The sequence below is a fragment of the Mucilaginibacter sp. SMC90 genome (assembly GCF_022811725.1).
Classification (GTDB): Bacteria; Bacteroidota; Bacteroidia; order Sphingobacteriales; family Sphingobacteriaceae; genus Mucilaginibacter.
Window position 1 is genome coordinate 6,311,776 of record NZ_CP094527.1, and the last position, 22,159, is coordinate 6,333,934.

Below are 22,159 nucleotides of genomic sequence, written 5' to 3' on the forward strand. Positions count from 1 at the left end.
TATGATAATTATCACACATCTTTAAATGTTATGATGTCACTATATTTAATTATTTATTCTTAGGCTACCAATCTATAAATGAAAAGTTCTTTAGATCTTAGATTCTACGCAAAGGAGATTATTTTTCCTCATTTTTAGATTTTTGTCTACCTTACATTCCTAAACCAAATTCCAGCCAAATGGCCTTTAATTTATTGATTGATTATGATAATCTTAATGCGAGTGACCAAACTAAGGGGCTTATTTACATTGCAGAAAATATCCTAAGTCAACTTTCACCAAGTGAGGTGAGCGATAAAAATGTTTTAGTTAGACTTTATGGCGGTTGGTATGAAAACAACAAGATAACGCGCAAAGCTGAGAATCTTAAAGCTGATATATTGAGAGATTTCCCCAGACCTGCGTTGTTATCAGATTCAAAAACTTCAGTAATAGTAAATACAGAGCTTGCGACAAGTTTAACTATTCAGCCGACATTGTTTTTGGCAAATACCTATAGAAGGAATGGAATACCTTCGGGCTTAAAGGCCTATCACCCAATTAGAAATGGCTGCAAACGAACATCTTGTCCCGTTTTACATGTTTACAATTTTGTGCAAGCAGGCATTTGTGGAGAATGTAACACCGCCACTGTTGAAGATATATTCTATAGAAGTGAACAAAAACTCGTTGACACTATGTTAACCTCTGATATGATTTTAATTGCCCAGCAAGAAAAAAAATACGGCATCGTTTCGTCAGACGACGATTTTTGGCCGGGCATTTTAACGTCTATCACTATCGGAAGTACCGTTTATCATTTTCAAACTCAAAGGGGCAGGACTACTCCACCGCATTACAGCAGGACAGTTAATCACAACTATTATATGAAAAGCCTTTAGTATGAACATACAGGATTTTAAACGAATTTTAATATCATTTGCTGATAGCTCAAATGATATAATAATTGATAAAGGCAAAGTTACTGGACTTATACGTGGTGAAGTTTTAGAAATAGAGCTTCTAGATAAAGATGGCGAGTTGTATGTAAAGGAAGATGGAGAAGATATAAAGGCTCGCATCTGGATTTCAAAAAGATTGGCTCAACTTGAACAATTGGCTGATAGAATTAAAGAGTATTCTACATCTATTAAAGATTTTATAAACCCTACAGGGGTTTTACTTGATGACATTGATAGTGATCCAACAGAAATTGAACAGCCTACTGATAACGTTACTGAATGCTTGCGGATAAAGTTAGGTCAAAAAATCCCAGGCACCACTAGAGTGGTTTATTTAACATCAGATGCTGGGGAAGGAAAGACTACAGTCATAACTCACCTTGCCGTTACACAAGCTGATCTTTTTAAGAAAAAGAAAACGGATTGGCTTTTACTGCCTATCCCTTTAGGTGGAAGACCATTTCTAAGATTTGATGATATCGTTATTGCATCGTTAGTCAACAGATTGCGCTTTCGTTTATTTTATTATGAGTCATTTATTGAATTGGTTCGTCTTGGTTTGATTGTACCAGCTTTCGATGGTTTTGAGGAAATGTTCATGGTTAGTTCAAGTGGCGAAGCGCTTTCAGCGACAGGGCAGCTTATGACCAAACTTAATTCTTCAGGAAATGTTCTTATAGCGGCAAGACAAGCATATTTTGACTATAAAGGATTTGGTGCGCAGGCTAAGCTGTTTGACACCATAAGTATGGATTCCGTAGCATTTGCTAAAGTCGCTATTAATAGATGGAACAAAAATCAGTTTGAAGAGTACGCAATATCAAGAAATATTAATGACGGCGAAGAAATTTATGATATTGTAAATGCGCAGTTAGGATCAGATCATCCTTTACTTACACGGCCAGTTTTAGTGAATAAATTGTTAAGTGTAGTTGAGACAACCGGAAATATAGGTAAGATTTCAGAAGCTCTAAAAAACTCGACAGACTATTTCCCGAATTTTGTGGACGCGATAATTATAAGAGAAGCGGACACAAAATGGATTGATACTTCAGGGGAAAACAAGCCACTTCTTACAATTAATCAACATTACGAACTTCTTGCTACAGTTGCAGAAGAAATGTGGTTAAACAATACCAATTCCTTACCTTTCAACATTATTGACCTTTTATCGGATCTTTACTCCGAATCAAATGGTTTTTCCGTACAAATAAGTCGCCAAGTTAAAGAACGATTAAAACAACATGCCCTCTTGGTTAAGGCAGAAGGTATAAACCAATTGAGATTTGATCACGAAGAATTTCAAGAATTTTTCTTAGGAATCAGTTTCTACAACACACTTAAGAATAACAAAATTCAGGACTTTAAAAACTTATTGAGAAAGGGATTAATATTTGGTCAAACAGTAGAGGTTTTAGCCACTTTTTGTAGAAGTGAGAAAGACTTTACTTTGAAAAGGATGTCAGAAATTTTTGCTCTCATTCAGACAAACGAAAATTCAACCTCATATATTAAGGAAAACTGTGGTAACATTATTCTTAAGTCTCTATCCCATAAAGACAGCTCAAGTATTTTATTGGAAAATTATTCATTTCCCGTGGATGGATTGAAAGGTATATCATTAAAAAATTTAACAATTAAAAACTCGTACTTCCAAACATCTGTAATTTTGGGAACTGAGATTGAGAATTGTAAATTTAACAATTGCACATTTGACAATCTCGAAATCATTAACGATCACAACAGTATAAAAGACGGAATTTTTAAGGAGTGCGAAATTATGGCGGTTCAAAACTCTAGTAAGGAAATAGATTATTATGATCCTTTTAATATTGAAAAAGAGCTCATTAGCATAGGTTTTAAATTTGAAAGATCTGTTTCGTCGCAAGATGATTTGCCTAAAGAAACCACGATTGATGATGATCTAGCGCTGGTACAGAAAGCTCTTAGGCGATTTATTCGAGGAAATCAAATCAATGATGATGTATTTAGGATTAAACTCGGAAAGGATGCAGAGTACTTTATTGATGATTTACTTCCTCTTCTACTTCAAGAGAAATTATTGGCTGAAGTCGATTATCAAGGATCTGGTAAAAAGCGAAGATTTAAACTCATAGCTCCCTTTGACAAAATTAATAACGCTTTAAAAACAAGTAGTGGAAGTTTCGAGACGTTTATTAAGAATATGAAAGATGCCAAATAATCAGGTGTAAATGTGTATATCAATTAAAAGTCTAAATGAATTCTAATTTAAAAGTCGCTTAAGTTAAAAACTTTTGAACGATCAATTGTATTATTTTCGGTATCAATGTTTGAGATATTGAATTTTAAGCATGAGAGCACAAAATCGGCAAATTCATCTTTATAATTTCCTCCGTTAGGGTTATGAAGTTTTCTATTGATTGCACCAGTGAATATATCAATGGCTTGTATGAAAAAATTACCCTCAGAGGCGACAGCGCTAAATTGTCCGAGGTAAAGTCCCTGAATTTTTTGGCTGGTGAGACGTTCTTTTATATTTTCAAGTTTAAGCTGATCACTGCCCTTTTCTTCTTCATCAATCCAAACTTGGAGATATCGAGGCAGTGGAGCTCTTCCTGTTGAATTTTCGTGTTCTACTCCCTTGGTAAGTAAATGGTAAGTTAGGTCGGTTATTGCTGTGCCTTTACCTTTTATTCCCATGTTATTTATAACAATGAGTTTAAATCCTACGTCTGGATGTTTGGAAAGAAATAACGTAAAAAATTCTTTATAATCATCCAGCTTGTTTTTAGATAATTCTGCAAAATGAAATTCATAGGTAATTTCTTTGAATTTTTTCCAATTTGTTAATTCCTTATGCGAAAGAATAGTGGAATAATTATAACTCAATACCCAAAGAGAACCGACTGACAGATAGGCTTGCGTTTTACCAGTTTCATCAATATAAACGGAATACATGCCCATTCCGGCTGGCTTATCGCTTATGGCATCTTGCTTTTTATCTTCCTCCAAAACCCCTCGGTGCCGTTTAATCTCGTCATCGGCCTGAAATAATTTATATTCATTTTGTATTTTTGCCCGAATGCGTGTAAGCGAGCTAATCCTCGTTAAGCTATACATCTGTTCTTTTGAAATCGTAGAACCCTGTAATATATTGTCCTCAAACGTTTGCCAGTACGACCAAGCAAGTTCAATATCAGAATTCCTTGCATCGTTTGAATTGTTTAATATTAAAGCAACTCTATCTTTAATATTTTCAATATTGCCGCTAACTACTTTATTTAGCAGCTCAGTTTTTTCGGCTTCAATTAGTTTTATCTTTTCAATTTGTTCTTCAGTAAATTCAATGCTGTCTTTATTTGAAGAATTAATGGGATTTTCGGGGATGCTCATATTGCTGTTGATAAAGTTGTAAATTGGTTTTCAGGGCTTTGGGGAAACAAACCTAATATATTGAATATATTTAATCGATTATATAAAAATTGCCAGTAAAAACTTAAGCAAATGACGCTCCCTTCAGAGAGCTATCAATAAAGAAGAAACTGGTCTTGTTAGGGTTTGCTAAAACAGGTAGCTCAAGCAGGATTTTGCTATCTTAGTTAGCAGCTTCTAATCCTGTCGAGACTTTCAAGAATAGATTAATTAGTTCAACTTATGTCCAGTTGGCGGACGAAATCCATGTCCTCGAACTGGGCTATAGCCAACTAAATAATAGCAGATAGATTTCTGATACTATCCTTCAAGTGGTTCGACATTAGTCCTGACCGGGCTAACCGCCATGGTTAGCCCGGTCAGGACTCGAATCATTATTCAAGGCCTAAAAATCTCTTAGGTTCACCCCTCTTCCAATTTCATTAACAGATTCCCCAAACAAAGGCTTGCTGACGGTTTCTTTTGCTTCTTTTCTTTACGTTTTAGCCCACCCTTTTCCAAACACAGACAACCTGATTTTTTTGTATTATGTTAAGTAGCGCCAAACCCCATTATTGCATTTCATTGATGTCGTACTATTAAAACAGAGGCAATTACCTCAAATCAAGATGCAGCTAATAGTCGCAAATCTTCCAAAAAGGGGTTCGAAAACGTTTTCCTATGGCTACTTAAAGAAACGGCCATATTTGGTTATTTCTTTTTTCATTTGCTTAACTTTTTGGGAGTTAGTTTATTATCGTAGTTTTTTTGTTTCAAAAAGGTTGTTCGATATTTTGGTCCAGTATGTCACCAAACTACGTTCTTTTCCCAAGAACGACCCTGATAGTCTGTAAACGGCAATTTTGGGGTTCGATTCTCCTTGCTCATTAAATCCGGATTTTACTGGTATTGGGGCTGCCTTAACGTTTGATTTCATCTTTTCAATTGGTGTACATACGATGTTGCTAACTGATAAGGTCTTACTCAAAATTTATATATTTGTATAATTTTTCTCTTTTAATCAATAAATATATGGTAAAAGAACAATTATACGAGCCATTCACTGTGTCAGTCGAGACAATGAATGAATTTCCAAAACGGGCCAGGCAAAACGCTTTTTTTGAATTGGTGTACATTCTTTCTGGAGAAGGAAAACATTGCGTCAACGATAATCGCTATGCCTATCGTACCGGTGATATGTTCCTATTTGCCCCTGACGACCTGCATGATTTTAAGATCGAAACGACTACCGAGTTCTTCTTTCTTCGCTTCAACGATATCTATTTAAAATCAAACGGTATTATTAAGGATAATGTTCAGCGGATGGAATATCTGTTGTACAATGCCAAACAAATTTCCGGATCGATATTGCGTTATGAGACCGATAAACCACTGGTGAAAATGATGGTGGAAACCATTATCCGGGAAAGAGTTAACCGCATTAATTGCTGGGACAAACTTACACTGGCCTTAGTGAACGCTTTAGTGGTGGTCATCGGGCGAAGCATTGAAATGAACCTGCCAGAGCAGTTCGCGGAAGATAAAGAAGATAAAGCGCTCGATATTTTACAATATATCCAGGCTAATATTTACGATCCGAAGCTGACCAAAGCGGAACACATCAGTGATAAGTTCGGCATTTCACTGAGCTATCTCGGCCGTTATTTCAAAAAGCATGCGGACCAAACCATGCAGGATTATATCGCCCATTATAAACTCAAGCTGATCGAGAATCGATTACAATACAGCAAAATGCGTATCTCTGAGATCGTGGAAGAGCTGGGCTTTGCCGATGAAAGCCATTTCAACAAATTCTTTAAGAAGCAAAAAGGTATGAACCCCTCTCAATTCCGCCAAAATGCGGAAAGTAAGGCCGTTTCTGCATAAATGACAGATTTGTACAAAATTTACGAAACAGAAGACAAACGATAGCAGCCGGGCCCTTGCGAACTTTGTATGGTTATTTAAGCAATCATACAATGGAACGCATCGAAGATCTTAACATCGATAAAAAACCTTACCTGGTTAGCCCGCATAACCGGAGCGTAGTTTATATTCTCGCCCTGGGCGTCTTTGGCATTATTACAACGGAGTTTGGCGTGATCGGCATCCTGCCGGAACTGGCCGCCCGCTTTCATATTTCTATCGCGCAGGCAGGCTGGCTGCTTACCGCCTTCGCCTTAACCATCGCCGTTTCGGGCCCTTTTATTACCCTGGCTGTATCACACATTAACCGCAAAGCCGCTTTATCGGTTGTGCTTGGAATATTTATTTTATCCAATCTTTTCTCCATGATAGCACCCAGCTTTGGATGGCTGCTGGCCGCCCGGATATTGCCTGCCTTCTTTCATCCGATATTTTTCTCGGTAGCCATGGGCACTGCAGCGCAATCGGTCGAGCCGGCCAAAGCCCCCAAAGCAGTAGCTATTGTCTTTTCGGGGATAAGCGTAGGTACGGTATTGGGTGTGCCATTAACGGTATTTTTTGCCGACCTGTTTGACTGGCGCGCGGCATTTGCCGTTTCGGCGGTGATTAACCTGATCGCGGTACTGGCGCTATTATTTCTTTTGCCGTCTATGCCTGTTACTGAACGCCCATCATTCGGTAGTCAATTATGCATTCTTAAGAAGAAAAAAACCTGGTGGAGCATCATCACCACGATCCTGATCATTACCGGGATGACTGTGAGCTATGGCTACATGGCCGATTATCTTAAAAACGTGGCACTTATGAATGGTAAAATGATCAGTATTGCCATGCTGCTTTTTGGTGGCGCAGGCGTATTTGGTAATTTATTGATCGGCCACCTGTTGAGCCGTAACAAGGGGCAGACGGTATGGTTATTTTTTGTTGGCTTGATTGTGGTACAGGCTATCTTGTTTGTTGTTGCGAAACAGTTTTACCCGGCATTTGCATCGGTCGTGATTTGGGGCTTTATCCATACCGGCGGGTTTCTTTTAGGACAGACGCTGATCACCAGTTCGGCGCCGGAAGCCCCTGAATTTGCCAGCAGTATTTTTGTGTCCGCAGGTAATACGGGCTTTGCAGCCGGCTCATTTGCCGGTGGTGCAGCCATTAATGCTTTTGGGGTACAGGCATTGCCTTTGGCCAGTATCGCAGTATTACTTGCTGCCGCCCTGTGGTTTCTTGTTCAGCAAAGGCTGAGCAAAAATTAAGAAAGCGGATTGAAAAAACAAAGGCCGCCCGTACTCAGGCAGTCTTTGTTTTTTGCTGGCTATTGATCCATTGCCATAAATGCACGCAGAGATAGGTACGGTACGGCCGCCATTGTTCGGCTAAGACGATAATATCCGCTCTCAATTTTTTACGGCTAGTCTTATCCAGCCCAAATAACATAGCCATCGCGTTTTGGATGCCCAGGTCGTCGGCTACAAATACGTCCTCCCGGCCCAGGCTGAACATGAGCAGAATGTGGATTGTCCATTGACCAATGCCTTTGATCTCACCTACATATTTGTAGATCTCCTCTTCAGTCATCCCATTTAACTTGCCGGCACTTAAACCCTGATCGATATCATATTGCGCTACATTTTTGATGTACCCGGCCTTTGATGCAGAAAGTCCGATAGAACGCAATTGCTCCATGGGGGTATCGATCACCTGTTGCGGTGCTGGTTCCAAGCCGCCATACAAGTTTAGAAAGCGCTTATAAGTTACGTCGGCTACTTTGGTAGATAATTGCTGGTTGATAATGGAGGTATAAAGCGCCAGCGGTATGTTATCTCTCAGCTTGAGCTCATAGGGTTCCAGGTTCGCGAACATGGTCATGAGCTACGGATCAGTTGAGAGTTGTTCAAAATAAGGGTATGCCATATTTGTATAATTTTTCTATTAACAAGGTTAGATATTTGCTATCATCCATTAAATAAGTTTAAAATTAGACATAAGCGCTAATTTAATCTGTTATTTGATTGTAATTGTAAAGTTTTGAAAGAATTGTACAATTTTTACGAAAGCAATGACAATAAAATACATCTGTATCTGATGTAACTTTGTATTGTAAATCAAAACAAAATTTACAATACGTTATGGGAAGTAAAGATAGAATACAACGATTAAAAGAGCATACCCGCAGCAATATATTGCAGGCCGCTTTGAAAATCGTTAAGCACAACGGCTGGCATGCACTCAACATGCGCCGGATAGCCGAAGATATAGATTACACTGCACCTGTTATATATGAATACTTTAATGGCAAAGATGCGCTGGTAGGCGAATTATCGGCAAATGGCTTCCGCAAACTCGCCGGCGCTATCGGCAAAGCAAAGAACGGTCATATTGCCCCGGTTAAACAATTGGAAGCGATGTGGCTCGCCTACTGGAACTTTGCTTTTACCGAAAAAGAGCTTTATCAGGCCATGTTTGGTGTGGAGGTAAGCTGCAGCGCCATGAAGGAAGGTTTTGCCAAAACAGAACAAATACCCGCATTATTTAACAAGGTGATCCGTGAATTGATAGGCGATAGCAATGCCACCGAAGATATGATCAGCACCAAATACTTTACCCTTTGGTCGGTAGTACATGGCCTGATCGCCATAAACCTGATCAATAAAGGTAAATCAGAAGAGATCAACCAGATGGTCCTGCACGAGGCCATTAATAATACTATCGCTACCATCACTCATTAATTTTTTGAATATCACTTAACAGCGATAGATCATTTAACTCAATTAACAAAAAAGAATATAACAGCAAATAATTTAAAAATAAGATCATGAAAACAATAACATCCATCTTCACCATTTTAGCAGCAGCCCTTTTAGCGGCCTGTTCGCCGGCTGAACAAGCAAGCACGAACGATGCCATATCCTTACCGGTAGCTACCGTTACTACTTCAAACGCAGAAACCGTTAATGAATACCCTACTGCCATTGAAGGTTCGGCCGAAGTGGAGATCCGCCCCCAGGTGAGCGGCATATTAGAAAAAATATTTATAGATGAAGGCGCTTATGTTAGTGCCGGTCAGCCTTTATTTAAGATCAACGACAGGGTTTATAAAGAGCAATACAACAATGCCGGCGCCGAATTACTGGCGGCCAAAGCTGCTGCTGCAAATGCGCAATTAGAAGTGAACAAACTCCAGCCCCTGGTACAAAACAAAGTGGTATCTGAACTCCAGTTGCAAACTGCACAATCTAATTATACTTTGGCTGCAGCCAAAGTAAAACAAGCTCAGGCCTTATTAGCCGATGCCCAGATCAATATTGGTTACACGTTAATCAAAGCACCTGCTGCCGGGTATATTGGTCTGTTGAATAAGAAAGCCGGGAGCCTGGTTTCGCTGAGCGACGCAAAAGAACTAACGACACTGGCTAATATCAAAGAGGTGCGTGCCTACTTCTCCCTCAGTGAACAGGAATTTGCCGGCTTGAAAAATGACTTACCTGGTAATTCCATCGGGGAAAAGTTAAAGAACGCCAGGCCGGTATCGCTGATTTTAGCCGGTAATGATATTTATCCTGAGCCTGGTCGCATGGATATGGTGAACGGTGGTTTTGATAAGAACAGTGGCGCCATTACCATCAGGGCCAGTTTTCCTAATCATCACGGATTATTACGATCCGGCAATACGGGCAGGATCAAGCTGAGTTTTATACAAAACGATGTGATCGCCATCCCGCAGGCTGCCACTACCACCATCCAGGATAAGATATTTGTATTCGCCCTCGGGGATAGCAGCAAAGTACATAAACAACTGATCACCGTAGCGGGCCGCTCCGGCGACAGCTTCCTGATAAGCGACGGCCTAAAAAGCGGCGACCGGATCGTTTTGGAAGGCATCGAAGGCTTACAGGATGGCACCAAAATACAGCCGGCCGAGGCTAAACCTAATAAAGTAGCGCTGCTAAACAAATAATCAAACAGTAAAATAACTAATTAGCGGAGGTGTTCTAAAAAAATATTTTGGAGGGCTTCCCGGGAGAGAACTGCCCTTTAAATGCAAAACCCTCCAAAAACACTAACACAAACACGTTAAAAAATAGAAATCATGTTTAAGAAATTCATAGAAAGACCGGTACTGGCAACAGTTGTTTCCATTTTGCTGGTCATCCTGGGCTTTGTTGGCCTTACCGGCCTGCCCATACAGATGTTTCCGGACATCGCCCCGCCAACCGTACAGGTAAAGGCATTTTATCCCGGCGCTAATGCCGAAACTATATTGCGCTCGGTGATCCCGCCATTGGAAGAAGCCATCAATGGCGTAGAAGATATGAGCTATATGAGCTCATCGGCCACCAATGACGGCTCCTTACTGATCAGCGTTTACTTTAAGCTGGGTACCAATGCCGACCAGGCTGCGGTGAACGTACAGAACCGTGTATCATCCGCAACAGGCCTTTTACCACCGGAAGTGGTACAGGCGGGTATCACCACCAAGAAAACACAGAACGGCTTGATCATGGGGGTAAATATGTTCAGCATGGATGAAAAGGTGTTTGACAAGACCTTTATCGCCAACTATGCTACCATTAATATTTTACCCGAGATCCAGCGAATTCCCGGTGTAGGTGAGGCGCGCATTATCGGCGCCAGCAAAGATTACTCAATGCGCGTGTGGCTGAACCCCAGTCAAATGGCTGTTTATCATTTAGCACCTGACGAAGTAGCCAAGGCTATCCAAAAACATAACCTGGAAGCAGCCCCCGGTCGCTTTGGTGAAAACAGCAAAGTATCCTTTGAATACGTGATCAAATACAAAGGCAAGAACAGTGAACCGCTGGCCTATGAAAATATGATCATCCGTACCAATCCGGATGGGTCGCTTTTAAGATTGAAAGATGTTGCTAAGGTAGAATTAGGAGCCTATACCTACGGCACATTCAATACATTGAGTGGTGCCGATCCTAATTTTACCAATAAACCGGCAATAACTATCCAGATCCTGCAATTACCTAATTCCAATGCCCGCGAAATCCAGGTGCAGGTAGAAAAACTAATGCTGAAATCGGCTAAGAATTTCCCGGCCGGTTTGAAACAGCAAACTATCTGGTATTCTAAAGACATGCTGGATCAATCTATCGAGCAAGTTGCCCATACCCTGGTTGAAGCCTTTATACTGGTATTCCTGGTAGTGTTTATCTTTTTGCAGGATTTTCGCTCCACACTGATCCCGGCTATTGCCGTCCCGGTCGCGCTCATCGGCACTTTCTTTTTCATGTCGGTATTCGGGTTCTCCATTAACCTGCTTACCTTATTCGCGCTGGTACTGGCTATTGGTATCGTAGTGGATGATGCCATCGTAGTGGTGGAAGCGGTACACGCTAAAATGGAACATAAAAAGATGGCAGCAAAACCGGCCACACTGGCTGCTATGCATGAGATTACCCCGGCTATTATTTCTATCACATTGGTAATGTCGGCTGTGTTCCTGCCGGTGGGCTTTATGAAAGGTTCGGCCGGTGTGTTCTACAAACAATTCGCCTTTACACTGGCTATCGCCATCTTCATTTCGGCCGTTAACGCTTTAACATTAAGCCCCGCATTGGCAGCCCTGTTTTTAAAGAATGTGCATCATGATGATGAACCCGTTGAAAAAACCACATTCAAACAACGCTTCTTTGCAGGCTTTAACAGGGGCTTTGAAAACGTTACAAATAAATACATCAGCGGTCTGAAATGGCTGATCCAGCATAAATGGGTAAGCTTATCCGGCCTGGCTGTTGTCACCGTTGTTTCGGGTATCCTGGTGCATAATACCCGCACCGGCTTTATTCCTTCAGAGGATCAGAACTTTGCGGCGGTATCTATCACCCTTCCGCCGGGATCATCACAGGAACGCACCCAACAGGTAGTAAAGGAAGTTAATGACAGATTACTGCCGATGAAAGTAATGAAGAGCCTGACCCAGATAGCCGGCCTGAACATCTTCACCGGTGCTACCAGTCCTTCTTCAGCGGTTGCCTTTATGGTGCCTAAAAAAGATCGCGGTGAAATGAGCGACCTCAACGATATTATGAATGACATGCGCAAGCGTGTAGCAGATGTTAAAGGCGCTACCATCATCGTATTTACTTTACCTACCGTACCCGGCTTCGGTAACGTGGACGGTTTAGATTTCGCTTTGCAGGACCGTACCGGTGGACGTTTAGATCAGTTCAGCGCCGTATCCGGCAAGTTCTTATCTGCATTAAATAAACGAAAAGAAATTGCCATCGCCTATACTTCTTTCAGGGCTGATTACCCCCAGCTGGAAATGGTGATTGATGAGCAGAAAGCCGCCCAGCTGAATATAGATGTAGATGAGGTGGTAAAAACCATGCAGACCTATTATGGAAGCCAGCAGGTATCCGACTTTAACCGCTTCGGTAAATACTACCGGGTGATGCTGCAAGCTGCTAAAGGCGACCGGGCCAATCCATCATCAATGGAAGGCGTATCGGTAAAAAGCACTACAGGCGAAATGGTTCCGATCAGCTCATTGGTAACACTTAAACCTGTATTAGGCCCTGAAACCGTTACCCGTTATAACCTGTACAACTCCATTCCGATGAATGCCAATCCAAATCAGGGTTACAGCACGGGGGATGCCATTCGTGCGGTAGAGGAAGTAGCCGCGCAAACCCTGCCGGCTGGCTACTCACATGAATTCTCCGGCGTTACCCGCGAGGAAATTATTTCAGGTGGGCAATCGCTGTTTGTATTCCTGCTGTCTCTTGTATTTGTTTACTTCCTGTTATCGGCCCAGTATGACAGCTACATCCTGCCCTTGGCGGTGCTGCTGTCTATACCGACAGGTGTGATAGGTGTATTCACGGCTATAGGGATTGCAGGCATTGAAAACAACATTTATGTGCAGGTAGCACTCATTATGTTGATAGGCTTACTGGCTAAAAACGCCATCCTCATCGTGGAGTTTGCCGTGCAGCGTCGTCATGCCGGGGAAACACTGGTTACTGCTGCTATGGAGGCCGCCAAGGCCCGTCTGCGTCCGATCATCATGACTTCTATCGCATTTGTGGCGGGCATTTTACCGATGATGCGTGCTACAGGCCCTTCAGCTGCGGGTAACCATTCCATAAGTGCTGGTGCTGCCGGGGGAATGATCAGCGGTGTAATACTGGGTGTATTTATTATACCTGTTTTATTCGTGGTATTTCAATACCTGCATGAAAAAATAACACCACTGCCGCCATTGGAAGACAAACACCAGGAACATGCCCCTGCACCGCAACTGGTACATGAGCTTAATTAATCATCTTTAAAAATTCAGACAATGAAAACTTATCAAAATATATTAACAGCCGGCCGGGTATTCCTGGCTGTGCTGATCCTGATCGCAGCCGGCTGTGCCGTGCCCAGGAATGCGGGCAATACCACTGCAATTACTCCGGCTGCCTTTCGTAACGATATAGCATCAGCAACTAAAGAGAGCATCGCAGCCTTACCCTGGAAAGCGTCCTTAACCAACCGGGAGTTAGCCGCACTAATTGATACTGCATTAGCTAAAAACAATAACTTGCAAATAGCCATTAAGAACATCGAGACAGCCGATGAGTTATATAAAAAAGCCAAAATGGGCCTGGTTCCCGAGGTTGGTTTTGCAGCTAACTCCAGCAACAGTATCCCGGCAGAAAACAGCCTTAATGGTTTAACCGCCGGTCAGTTCCTGGGGAGTAAAAACCTTGATAATTATACAGCCGCCCTCAATATTTCCTGGGAAGCGGACATCTGGGGCAAAGTAAAGAATCAGAAACGCGAGGCTTTAGCTGGTTATTTGCAAACACAGGAAGCACGTAAAGGAATCCAGACCACACTGATCTCGTCAATAGCTAACGGTTACTATAACCTGCTGATGCTGGATAAGCAAATGGCAATCGCTAAAAAGAACCTGGCACTGAACGACAGTACCCTGCAGATCCTGAAGTTGCAATACCAAGCCGCGCAAGTAACGTCATTAGCGGTACAGCAGGAAGAAGCACAAAGGATGGTAGCTGCCCAGTTGATCCCCAAACTGGAACAACAGATCAATATCCAGGAAAATGCTATCAGTGTTTTAGCGGGTATAACGCCGCAAGCCATTCCACGTTCAGGTTCACTAAATGAATTAACCATATCTGCGCAGTTAAGTGCCGGGCTGCCTGCTGAAATATTGAGCCGCCGGCCCGATGTAAAAAGTAATGAATTGGAATTAGAAGTGGCCAGCGCCCGCATCGGTTTAGCACGGGCTAATATGTATCCCTCATTAACCATCTCCGCTACCGGCGGTGTAAATTCACTCAAAGCCAGTAATTGGTTCAACCTGCCTTCCTCGCTGTTTGGTGCGGTGGTGGGTGGCTTAACAGAACCTTTATTGCAAAAAAGAGAATTACGCACACAATATAATGTTGCTAAGATCCGTCGCGAACAAGCGGTATTGCAATTCCGCGGGTCTGTTTTAGTAGCGTGCCAGGAAGTGGAGGATGCCCTGGTTAGTATTGACAAATTAAATCAGCAACAAGCAATCGCCGCTGAGCGGGTTAATAAACTGCAAACCGCAACAAATAATGCCGGCCTGTTATTTAAAAGTGCCCAGGCCAGTTATCTTGAAGTGATAACAGCTCAAAGCAATGTACTGAATGCTGAACTGGAGCTGGCAGCTATTAAAAAGGCGCAACTGAATGCAGTGATCAATCTGTATCGGTCATTAGGTGGCGGGTGGAATTAATCACCTTGTTAAATAAGAACAAAGCTGGGTGGCTGAGTGGCAAGGCGGAGGTCAGCAAAACCTTTTACGACGGTTCGAACCCGTCCCCATGCTTCGTCCTTTTTAGCAAGGCAGATATAATGTATTTTTACAATCAATTTTCCTAAAAGTGCAGATCATAAACTTTGACAATATTGATTACCTGGCTCAGGGCAACCTCCGGCAAAAGGCTGCTTACGCGGCACTCAACGAAAATAAAATATTGGACTCGTTAAAGTCATATCAGCCATTGCTTGTCGGTACTATTCCTATTAATATTGACATACCGGGGAGCGACCTGGATATCATTTGTCACTATAAGGATGAAGGGAACTTTGAGCTGACTTTACGCAAACACTTTTCTTCATTCCCCGGTTTTCAAATTAGTCATTCAATCATCAATGGACTGAAGACGATTATCTGTAATTTTACTATTGGCACCTGGCCCGTTGAGGTGTTCGGTCAGAAATTGCCCACCAAACAGCAAAATGGATATTTGCACATGATTGCTGAATTTCGCTTATTGGAGCTATACGGGGAAACACTTCGGAAGAAAGTAATTGAGCTTAAAGAACAAGGATTCAAAACGGAACCTGCATTTGCGACTGTTTTAGGAATAGATGGAAATCCTTATCTTGAATTATTGAAAGCCTCTATCATTAATATTGAGTATTAATGATACAAGTTTTTATTCTATCGCCGAGCTTTGCAATTTTCTCATTCTGGACTCGAAACGCGGGGCAATTCTAATATATTTATCTTTATAAAAGGATTAGATGTACTTCCGCTAAAACCTGGAAATCGGCCAACTTTCAACTGAAAGTTAGTTGAATTATGTTTAAGTGAGATTTGATTAAAAATTAGCCCTAATTTGCCGTGATAACTTTTTAACTGATACTTATGACAATCTATTGAACTGCTAAAGGTCTTAAATCTGTTAAAAAAGGTTCGAGAAACTTCCGATAGGGGCTGCCGCAAAAACAACTATTATATCATATTGTGGAAACGCCGTTCCCGTACAGATTCCCAGGGCGCTCGTTCCCTTGTACTCGTCAGGGTGTTAATGCCTGAAAGTATAATACTTATGTCGTAATTGATTTACAGCTATTCATAAATAAAGCTGCCATCCCCGCGGCGATTCATATTTCTGCCGTTCCTTTTCGGCGTTCCGCTCCATTTTTGAAGGTTTAACCTTAATCCAACCAGGAAATACCTGCTAAGCGTGCTGGATAAAGTATTGGTATACCCCCCCTGAGGCGACAGTGTTTGCTGGATAAAATTGTTCTGGTGAAGGATATCGTAAACATTAAAGGTCAGCACCAGGTTTTTCTTTGCCAGGAATTCTTTTTCAAAGCCGCCATTAATTACAAAAGGATTATTGCTGATACCTGTTAACCCGGTAACATAACTTTTAGCAGCGCTGTAATTAACCTGAAAAGTTTTCAGGAAGTAAACCTTACCATCAATGCCCAATGAGGTTGTCCTTAATGACGTGGGCGTAGCGTTTCGGAGTGTGGTAAATGAACGGGATACGTCATATCCGATATAGGGGTTTACCTCAAACCAGTCGGTAGGGTTTATCCGGGGGCCAAAACGTTCATCAAAACGCCAGTTGGTGTTATGATAAAGCACATCATTGCTCATCGCGTTGTTGTAACTGTAAGTAATGTTACCGTTTAATGACAAGTTGTAACGGCGGTCGTCAAATTGTTTGGCAATATTATAGCGGCCCACTATGGCATGTGAGCCGTTGATGTTAATATAGTGGGTTTCATTAATAGTTTTATATTGAAATTTCGCGGGATTACCGGGGTCATTCGGATCGGCCGACAGGAACTCCTTTATTTGCAGCAAATTGGTCGTTGCCTGGTTGCTGTATGATGTGGCATTAACGCTGAACGAGAGGTTAAATTTAGAATTGGGCAGATAATTATTATAAGCCAGGTTAAGCGAATTGGTAAAGGTTGGTTTAAGATCAGGGTTGCCGACGATGATATTATTAGGGTCCGACCGATCTGTAAACGGCTGGATCTGCTGAAAATTCGGTTCGGTATTTGAACCGGAATAGGCAAAGGTTATCCGTTCCGTACGCGACCATGCATACGCAAAACGAAACACCGGGATAACTTTAAGATCAGACCGGGAGGTTGAAACGTTTTCGCTGGTCCCGTTATTTATCTTAGTCCCTTTCAAGAGTGTTGGCACCACGGTTGCACCCAACGAAAGATTAACCTTAGTGCCATTATAACGGTAATTTAACGTAGCCCTTGTTTCGGTAAATGAGTAGTTATAAATATTGTCCAGCCGGGTAAGTTCCTCAATCTGGCCGTTGGCCAATACCGTATCGGATATAGCTTTGTTATCATAAACAGATGTACGCACCTGCCCGTTAAATTCTATCTGCGATAAAAGGTTTATCGGTTCAACATAAGTTACGCTGCTGCGGTAAGTGGTATTTTTACTGGTACGGTTTGTTAACAGGTGAGATGCGGAATCCTTGAGCAGTGAGTCCCTTGACTTATCAAAGTAATAATGATAATCGTTATCCCTGTCGCCATTTGCCTGGCTGTTTGAATTATTAATACTGAACTGGAAGGAAACATTACGGTGGGGTTTCCTGAATATGTGCTGATAAAGCACGGTTGCGCCCAGGTTGGGTGCACTGTTTAATGTATTATTCAGGCTGTTTACTACCGGATGCTCAAAGCCGGTACTGAAATTATTGATATTATCTGTAACGGAGTTTGTAAAATTAGTTGATCCGGAATAGCTGAAGGTGGGTGTAATTTGTAAATAGTTGGCGCTGTCAATAGTATAGTCTAACTCGAAGTTGATGTTGTGGCCTTTGTTTTTAGCTTCCCTGGTGCTTTGCCTGTTAAAATCTGTTGAGCCCAGCGTTGAGTTACGCTGCCCGTAACTGCTGCTAACGGAGTTATTATCGCTGTACCGGTAAGCGTAACTGGCCACCACCTGAATCTTTTTATTCCACTGGTCGCGGTAATTGACCGAGGGGGATGCGGAAAAAGTTGTCCCCGGGCTGCCGCCTGCCCTGCCCGCCCCTGTGCCAACACCTGTACCGCCGCCGCCGCCATTAGTTGCACCACCGGCTATACCCGTAGATGCTACCCCCGTTACGGTATTCGCTATACGGCCAATAACGCCTAACTGTTCATTGGCATTAATGCGTTGTACAAACAACTGGCCGTTATACCTGTCGTTATTACCGCCCTGGGCAGTAACCCGCCCGGTGGTGCCTACTGATCTGTCGGCCCGGGTGGTGATGTTCAGTATTTTTTGCGGATCACCATCTTTAACACCTGTGCGGGCGGCCATATCCCCATAATCGTCAACTACCTGTATCTTATCGACAATATCGGCAGGCAGGTTTTGAATAGCCTGGGCCACATCGCCACCCGCGTATTCTTTGCCGTTTAGCTTTGCTTTGGTTATCTGCTGCCCCTGGTGGGTCAGGCTGCCATCCGTCCCCACTTCCATACCTTCCATCTTCTTTAACAGTTCATCAACAGTGGCGTTTTCACGAACTTTGTAATCGCTGGCCCGGTACTCCACGGTATCGGTTTTATAAACGATACTCGGGGTGCCGTTAATTTTCACCTCATTTAAGACATTCGTTTCAGATTTCAGGACTATAGGATCCAAAACCAAACGCGGAACAGCGTCATTGTTCAGCATCTTTTTTACCAGCGTACGATAACCTATACTGCTTATGGTTAGTGTAAACGTGGCCGACTTTACGCTTTTAAAAATAAAGATCCCGTCGGCATTGGTTGCCGTGCTAACGGTATCTTTTGCTGATACCAGTTTAACCACCGCACCTACAAGTGTATTATCACCCGTATCTTTGACTATGCCGCTTACCTGTCTTAAAGGTAAAGGAGGCGGAAGCCCAGCTTGTTTGCGCGGGGAGTTTTGGGCATACGAACCTGCAGAATACAGGATAGCCAAAACGATAATGAATAAAACTTTTTTCATAAGGCAGGTTTAAGAAATTCTATTTGCAATGACCGATAAGCCGGTTCGACAAAAACCGGAAGAGGGTGTGCGCATAACAATACATTATTATTTTTTAGCCGGTATGTATTTACCCCAGAAATCTGTCGGGCTCATCAGGCTTTGCATGTCTGTTCCGCCGCCGCCTGCCCTTGCGCCGCCGAAACCACCGCCCCCGCCTCGTCTGCCGCCACCGCCACCAAATCCTCCGCGGTTGCCGCCGTTTCCACCCTCGTTGCCGTTATCAGCTCCTCCGCCGCGATTTCCAAACCGGATACCATTTACCTTAAGGTTATATGCGAATTCCTTAGCCTCGCCCGGTACAATGCCAAGCAGCTTAAGCGGGAGCCCCAGTTCATAAACAAAGTTTCCGTTATTGTCGTAACTAACAGCTGCCTTAATACCGTACTCATTATAAATAGAAATTACGCTATCCGCGATATCCTTAAAACCGCTCAGGCTGATCTCCTTTGCGGCGGCCAGCGCCTGTTTGCGCATATCGGCAATAGCTGCCGAATCAAGCGCCTGCCGCTGACCGCCCGGACCACCTCCGCGCTGGTGAAACTGGTTTCGCATGCCCGCGGCATTTACCATAGGAAAAGTTAAGACATAAGCATCATCGCTCTTTTTTTTGTCCTGGGTATTAATGGTAAAACTTATCCCTCCCGCTACTATTTTCCTGCTATTGGTTTGATCTGTTGATTTGATGGCCAGGTAAAGATTATGATCATCATTTGATATGGTATAATAAAGCTGTGTAGCTTTGTTATAGGCCTGTAAAGCGTCTCCCCATTCTGTTAATTTCCCGTCAATTTTAACATTCCCGGGAGCCGGCAGGCTATTTTCCTGAACGTTATTTAGCTTTTGCGCATAGCTATTCAGGCTTGTGCCTAAAATTAAAACGCCTGATAATAAGACATTTATTAATAATTGAATTATATTTTTCATAAAAACAGATATTTATACGGGTTTTAGTGATGACCTATGTAAGCTAAAACCCTGTCCTTATAATTATCGCTCACCGGTATTTCAATATCCCTGAGCATTAACCGGTTACTTTTAAAGGAAGTAACCTTATCCAGCGACACGATGTATGACCGGTGTACGCGGGCAAAGGCGCCGGTGCCTAATTTATCATCCATAGCGTGCATACTTAACCTGGTTATTACCGGTCTGTCCGAATTTGTCAGATAAATCTTCACGTAATCCTTTAAACCTTCCACATAGATAATGTCAGGTATGTTAACACGCACAACGGCGTAATCAGCATTTACAAAAATATATCCCGCATTTGTCGACGGCTTAGAGATCACTTCCTTAGCCAGCCGGACATCGTGAAGCTCCCTCGCCTTATTTGCAGCTTTCAGAAACCTTTCAAAAGAAAATGGCTTTAACAGGTAATCCGTCACATCCAGATTAAAACCGTCAAGCGCATGTTCTTTATAAGCAGTTACCAGTACTGCCATTGGCGGATTGATCAGGCATTTCAAAAACTGCAGGCCTGATATCCCAGGCATTTGTATATCCAAAAAAATAAGGTCGACTGTCTCCCGGCGCAAAAACTCAGTGGCCTCCATCGCGTTTTTACAAATGCCCTGCAATTGTAGAAAAGGCACTCTGCGCACATTATCTTCCATCAGTTCCAATGCAAGTTTTTCGTCATCAACTAACAGGCAGCGCATCATCAATTAGTTTAATTTTAAGTTCAGTCATGAAAATTTGCCCATCATTTATGATTTCAAGGCTATGATTACCAGCATATAATAATTCAAGGCGCCGCTTTACGTTATTCAATCCGATACCCGGGTTTTTATCTTTCGTATCATCCTGCGAAGCAATAGTGTTGCTAACTCTAAAATTAAGCCAGCCACTATCATTTTCAACCTTTAGCACAATCTCTATTCTCGGTTCCTTTAACAGGCCTAAACCATGCTTGAAGGCATTTTCAACAAAAGGCACCAATAGCATTGGTTCAATATAATAAGCAATTACATATTCAGGTGAAACGAACACAATTGTTACATCGTCCCCAAAACGTAACTTTTGCAGGGCTATGTAACCTTCCAAATATTCCACTTCACTGCTTAATGACACTTTTTCATCGTCGTTCTCATAAAGCATGTACCGCATCAGGTTTGATAGTTCGATGATAGAGGGTTCCAGCATCTCCGATTTCTTACGCGCCATAGATGCCATGCTGTTCAATACATTGAAAATAAAATGCGGACTGACCTGCGAGCGCAGAAAGCTGAGCTCCGTTTTAAGGGTTTCGTTTTCCTTTTCCTTCCGGACTTTTTCCTGCCTGGAATTATCGGAAATAATGCGATAACTGATACTTATCCCTATAATGCACAGGTTAGTAATGATATTGGTAAAATACCATCCAAACCAGCCGCGGCTCCAGCCATGGCGGTCCGGCCTGAACCCGTTGCGGCCCACGGTAATATACCGGTGGTGGCCGGCGTGAAAATGCGCTGCTTCAACAGGTTTCAGCAAAGAAAGAAGCCCGTCAATGAAATGCGAAAGATACATTGCCAGTGTAATCAGTATGATTAGTGATAATATATAAACAAACAGCCCTCTTTGTTTATACAATACCGGATACAAAAAATAAGCATTAAAATAAAAGCATCCGGCCAGAAACAAGTTATTGATCATTAACTTGTAATGCCAGCTACTGAATCCGTTCCAGGTGGTGGGATTGCGAAAAAGATAAGGCGAAGTAACGATCAGCGCCCATAACAATATGTGAATAGCGGGCTGCAGGTATTTGCCGGAGTATATTTTTCGGAATGCCATTAACATAAATGTACCTTATAAGAAAATGTGTTTTTTACATAAGAGATAAAGATGGTGAATAAATAGATGACAGCCTGTTATTGGACGACCAAAGCATGCCTTAGTAAATACAAAAGACTATCAAGCGCAGAACGCTTCATCCGCCTGAACCTTTCATCTGTAAACTAAATGCACGGAGCCCACCTTTTAGGTCTTAATGTTCAAAACACCATGGTTACGGTGCTAAACGGCATTTACCTGCTCTGCTTTTTCTATTATCTTAGACATCTTTTTATCGAGAAAACATATTGTTGAAATAGGTAACCTATAACCATGCAAAGCCGACAGAAGC

General features: G+C 42.3%; 15 protein-coding genes. 9 read left to right on the plus strand and 6 right to left on the minus strand.

The window, feature by feature from the left end:
* The first annotated feature begins 179 nt into the window (after positions 1 to 179).
* The gene (locus tag MTO98_RS25945; RefSeq protein ID WP_243481889.1) at positions 180 to 881 is read left to right on the plus strand and encodes a hypothetical protein; all 702 of its coding nucleotides are present in this window, start codon (positions 180 to 182) and stop codon (positions 879 to 881) included.
* Position 882: 1 nt separating this feature from the next.
* The gene (locus MTO98_RS25950) at positions 883 to 3,144 is read left to right on the plus strand and encodes a hypothetical protein (RefSeq protein ID WP_243481890.1); all 2,262 of its coding nucleotides are present in this window, start codon (positions 883 to 885) and stop codon (positions 3,142 to 3,144) included.
* Positions 3,145 to 3,191: 47 nt separating this feature from the next.
* On the opposite strand, the gene MTO98_RS25955 is transcribed toward MTO98_RS25950, so the two are convergent.
* Complete coding sequence (locus MTO98_RS25955; protein WP_243481891.1) at positions 3,192 to 4,316, minus strand: DUF3800 domain-containing protein; 1,125 nt, start codon at positions 4,314 to 4,316, stop codon at positions 3,192 to 3,194.
* A gap of 1,050 nt (positions 4,317 to 5,366) precedes the next feature.
* On the opposite strand from MTO98_RS25955, the gene MTO98_RS25960 reads away from it, so the two are divergent.
* Both MTO98_RS25960 and MTO98_RS25965 read left to right on the plus strand, forming a co-directional pair.
* Positions 5,367 to 6,221 carry an AraC family transcriptional regulator gene (locus tag MTO98_RS25960; protein WP_243481892.1) on the plus strand — a complete coding sequence of 285 codons (855 nt, stop codon included), beginning with the start codon at positions 5,367 to 5,369 and terminating at the stop codon, positions 6,219 to 6,221.
* Between the two features lie 92 nt (positions 6,222 to 6,313).
* Positions 6,314 to 7,510: an MFS transporter gene (locus MTO98_RS25965; protein ID WP_243481893.1), complete on the plus strand. Its 1,197-nt coding sequence runs from the start codon at positions 6,314 to 6,316 to the stop codon at positions 7,508 to 7,510.
* A gap of 34 nt (positions 7,511 to 7,544) precedes the next feature.
* Here MTO98_RS25965 and MTO98_RS25970 read toward each other — a convergent pair whose 3' ends face one another.
* Positions 7,545 to 8,123: a DNA-3-methyladenine glycosylase gene (locus MTO98_RS25970; RefSeq protein ID WP_243481894.1), complete on the minus strand. Its 579-nt coding sequence runs from the start codon at positions 8,121 to 8,123 to the stop codon at positions 7,545 to 7,547.
* A gap of 260 nt (positions 8,124 to 8,383) precedes the next feature.
* Here MTO98_RS25970 and MTO98_RS25975 point away from each other — a divergent pair, with 260 nt between their 5' ends.
* The 5 genes from MTO98_RS25975 to MTO98_RS25995 all read left to right on the plus strand — a co-directional run bounded on the left by MTO98_RS25975 (position 8,384) and on the right by MTO98_RS25995 (position 15,694).
* Positions 8,384 to 8,983 carry a TetR/AcrR family transcriptional regulator gene (locus tag MTO98_RS25975; RefSeq protein WP_243481895.1) on the plus strand — a complete coding sequence of 200 codons (600 nt, stop codon included), beginning with the start codon at positions 8,384 to 8,386 and terminating at the stop codon, positions 8,981 to 8,983.
* Positions 8,984 to 9,069: 86 nt separating this feature from the next.
* Positions 9,070 to 10,212, plus strand: a complete 1,143-nt coding sequence (locus tag MTO98_RS25980) for an efflux RND transporter periplasmic adaptor subunit (RefSeq protein ID WP_243481896.1) — start codon at positions 9,070 to 9,072, stop codon at positions 10,210 to 10,212.
* A gap of 132 nt (positions 10,213 to 10,344) precedes the next feature.
* The gene (locus MTO98_RS25985; protein WP_243481897.1) at positions 10,345 to 13,548 is read left to right on the plus strand and encodes an efflux RND transporter permease subunit; all 3,204 of its coding nucleotides are present in this window, start codon (positions 10,345 to 10,347) and stop codon (positions 13,546 to 13,548) included.
* A 21-nt stretch (positions 13,549 to 13,569) separates the two neighbouring features.
* A complete protein-coding gene (locus tag MTO98_RS25990; protein WP_243481898.1) occupies positions 13,570 to 15,000 on the plus strand; it encodes an efflux transporter outer membrane subunit in 1,431 nt (476 codons plus the stop codon).
* 148 nt (positions 15,001 to 15,148) lie between these two features.
* Positions 15,149 to 15,694, plus strand: coding sequence for a DUF4269 domain-containing protein (locus tag MTO98_RS25995; RefSeq protein ID WP_243481899.1), 546 nt, complete (start codon positions 15,149 to 15,151; stop codon positions 15,692 to 15,694).
* A gap of 428 nt (positions 15,695 to 16,122) precedes the next feature.
* Here the strand turns inward: MTO98_RS25995 and MTO98_RS26000 are convergent, their stop codons facing one another.
* From MTO98_RS26000 to MTO98_RS26015, 4 genes are all read right to left on the minus strand, one after another.
* On the minus strand, positions 16,123 to 19,011 hold the full coding sequence (locus tag MTO98_RS26000; RefSeq protein ID WP_243481900.1) for an outer membrane beta-barrel protein: 2,889 nt from the start codon (positions 19,009 to 19,011) through the stop codon (positions 16,123 to 16,125).
* Between the two features lie 87 nt (positions 19,012 to 19,098).
* Positions 19,099 to 19,977: a hypothetical protein gene (locus MTO98_RS26005; RefSeq protein ID WP_243481901.1), complete on the minus strand. Its 879-nt coding sequence runs from the start codon at positions 19,975 to 19,977 to the stop codon at positions 19,099 to 19,101.
* A gap of 23 nt (positions 19,978 to 20,000) precedes the next feature.
* Positions 20,001 to 20,714 (minus strand): LytTR family DNA-binding domain-containing protein, encoded by a 714-nt coding sequence (locus tag MTO98_RS26010; RefSeq protein WP_243481902.1) that lies wholly within the window; start codon positions 20,712 to 20,714, stop codon positions 20,001 to 20,003.
* Positions 20,692 to 21,828 carry a sensor histidine kinase gene (locus tag MTO98_RS26015; RefSeq protein ID WP_243481903.1) on the minus strand — a complete coding sequence of 379 codons (1,137 nt, stop codon included), beginning with the start codon at positions 21,826 to 21,828 and terminating at the stop codon, positions 20,692 to 20,694. Before MTO98_RS26015 ends, MTO98_RS26010 begins: the two co-directional genes overlap by 23 nt.
* Positions 21,829 to 22,159: the final 331 nt, after the last annotated feature.

Excerpts from the sequence above, each read along its gene's own strand:
- MTO98_RS25945 (WP_243481889.1), top strand. The coding sequence starts at position 180 with ATGGCCTTTAATTTATTGATTGATTATGATAATCTTAATGCGAGTGAC.
- MTO98_RS25950 (WP_243481890.1), top strand. The coding sequence starts at position 883 with ATGAACATACAGGATTTTAAACGAATTTTAATATCATTTGCTGATAGC.
- MTO98_RS25955 (WP_243481891.1), bottom strand. The coding sequence starts at position 4,316 with ATGAGCATCCCCGAAAATCCCATTAATTCTTCAAATAAAGACAGCATT.
- MTO98_RS25960 (WP_243481892.1), top strand. The coding sequence starts at position 5,367 with ATGGTAAAAGAACAATTATACGAGCCATTCACTGTGTCAGTCGAGACA.
- MTO98_RS25965 (WP_243481893.1), top strand. The coding sequence starts at position 6,314 with ATGGAACGCATCGAAGATCTTAACATCGATAAAAAACCTTACCTGGTT.
- MTO98_RS25970 (WP_243481894.1), bottom strand. The coding sequence starts at position 8,123 with ATGACCATGTTCGCGAACCTGGAACCCTATGAGCTCAAGCTGAGAGAT.
- MTO98_RS25975 (WP_243481895.1), top strand. The coding sequence starts at position 8,384 with ATGGGAAGTAAAGATAGAATACAACGATTAAAAGAGCATACCCGCAGC.
- MTO98_RS25980 (WP_243481896.1), top strand. The coding sequence starts at position 9,070 with ATGAAAACAATAACATCCATCTTCACCATTTTAGCAGCAGCCCTTTTA.
- MTO98_RS25985 (WP_243481897.1), top strand. The coding sequence starts at position 10,345 with ATGTTTAAGAAATTCATAGAAAGACCGGTACTGGCAACAGTTGTTTCC.
- MTO98_RS25990 (WP_243481898.1), top strand. The coding sequence starts at position 13,570 with ATGAAAACTTATCAAAATATATTAACAGCCGGCCGGGTATTCCTGGCT.
- MTO98_RS26000 (WP_243481900.1), bottom strand. The coding sequence starts at position 19,011 with ATGAAAAAAGTTTTATTCATTATCGTTTTGGCTATCCTGTATTCTGCA.
- MTO98_RS26005 (WP_243481901.1), bottom strand. The coding sequence starts at position 19,977 with ATGAAAAATATAATTCAATTATTAATAAATGTCTTATTATCAGGCGTT.
- MTO98_RS26010 (WP_243481902.1), bottom strand. The coding sequence starts at position 20,714 with ATGATGCGCTGCCTGTTAGTTGATGACGAAAAACTTGCATTGGAACTG.
- MTO98_RS26015 (WP_243481903.1), bottom strand. The coding sequence starts at position 21,828 with ATGGCATTCCGAAAAATATACTCCGGCAAATACCTGCAGCCCGCTATT.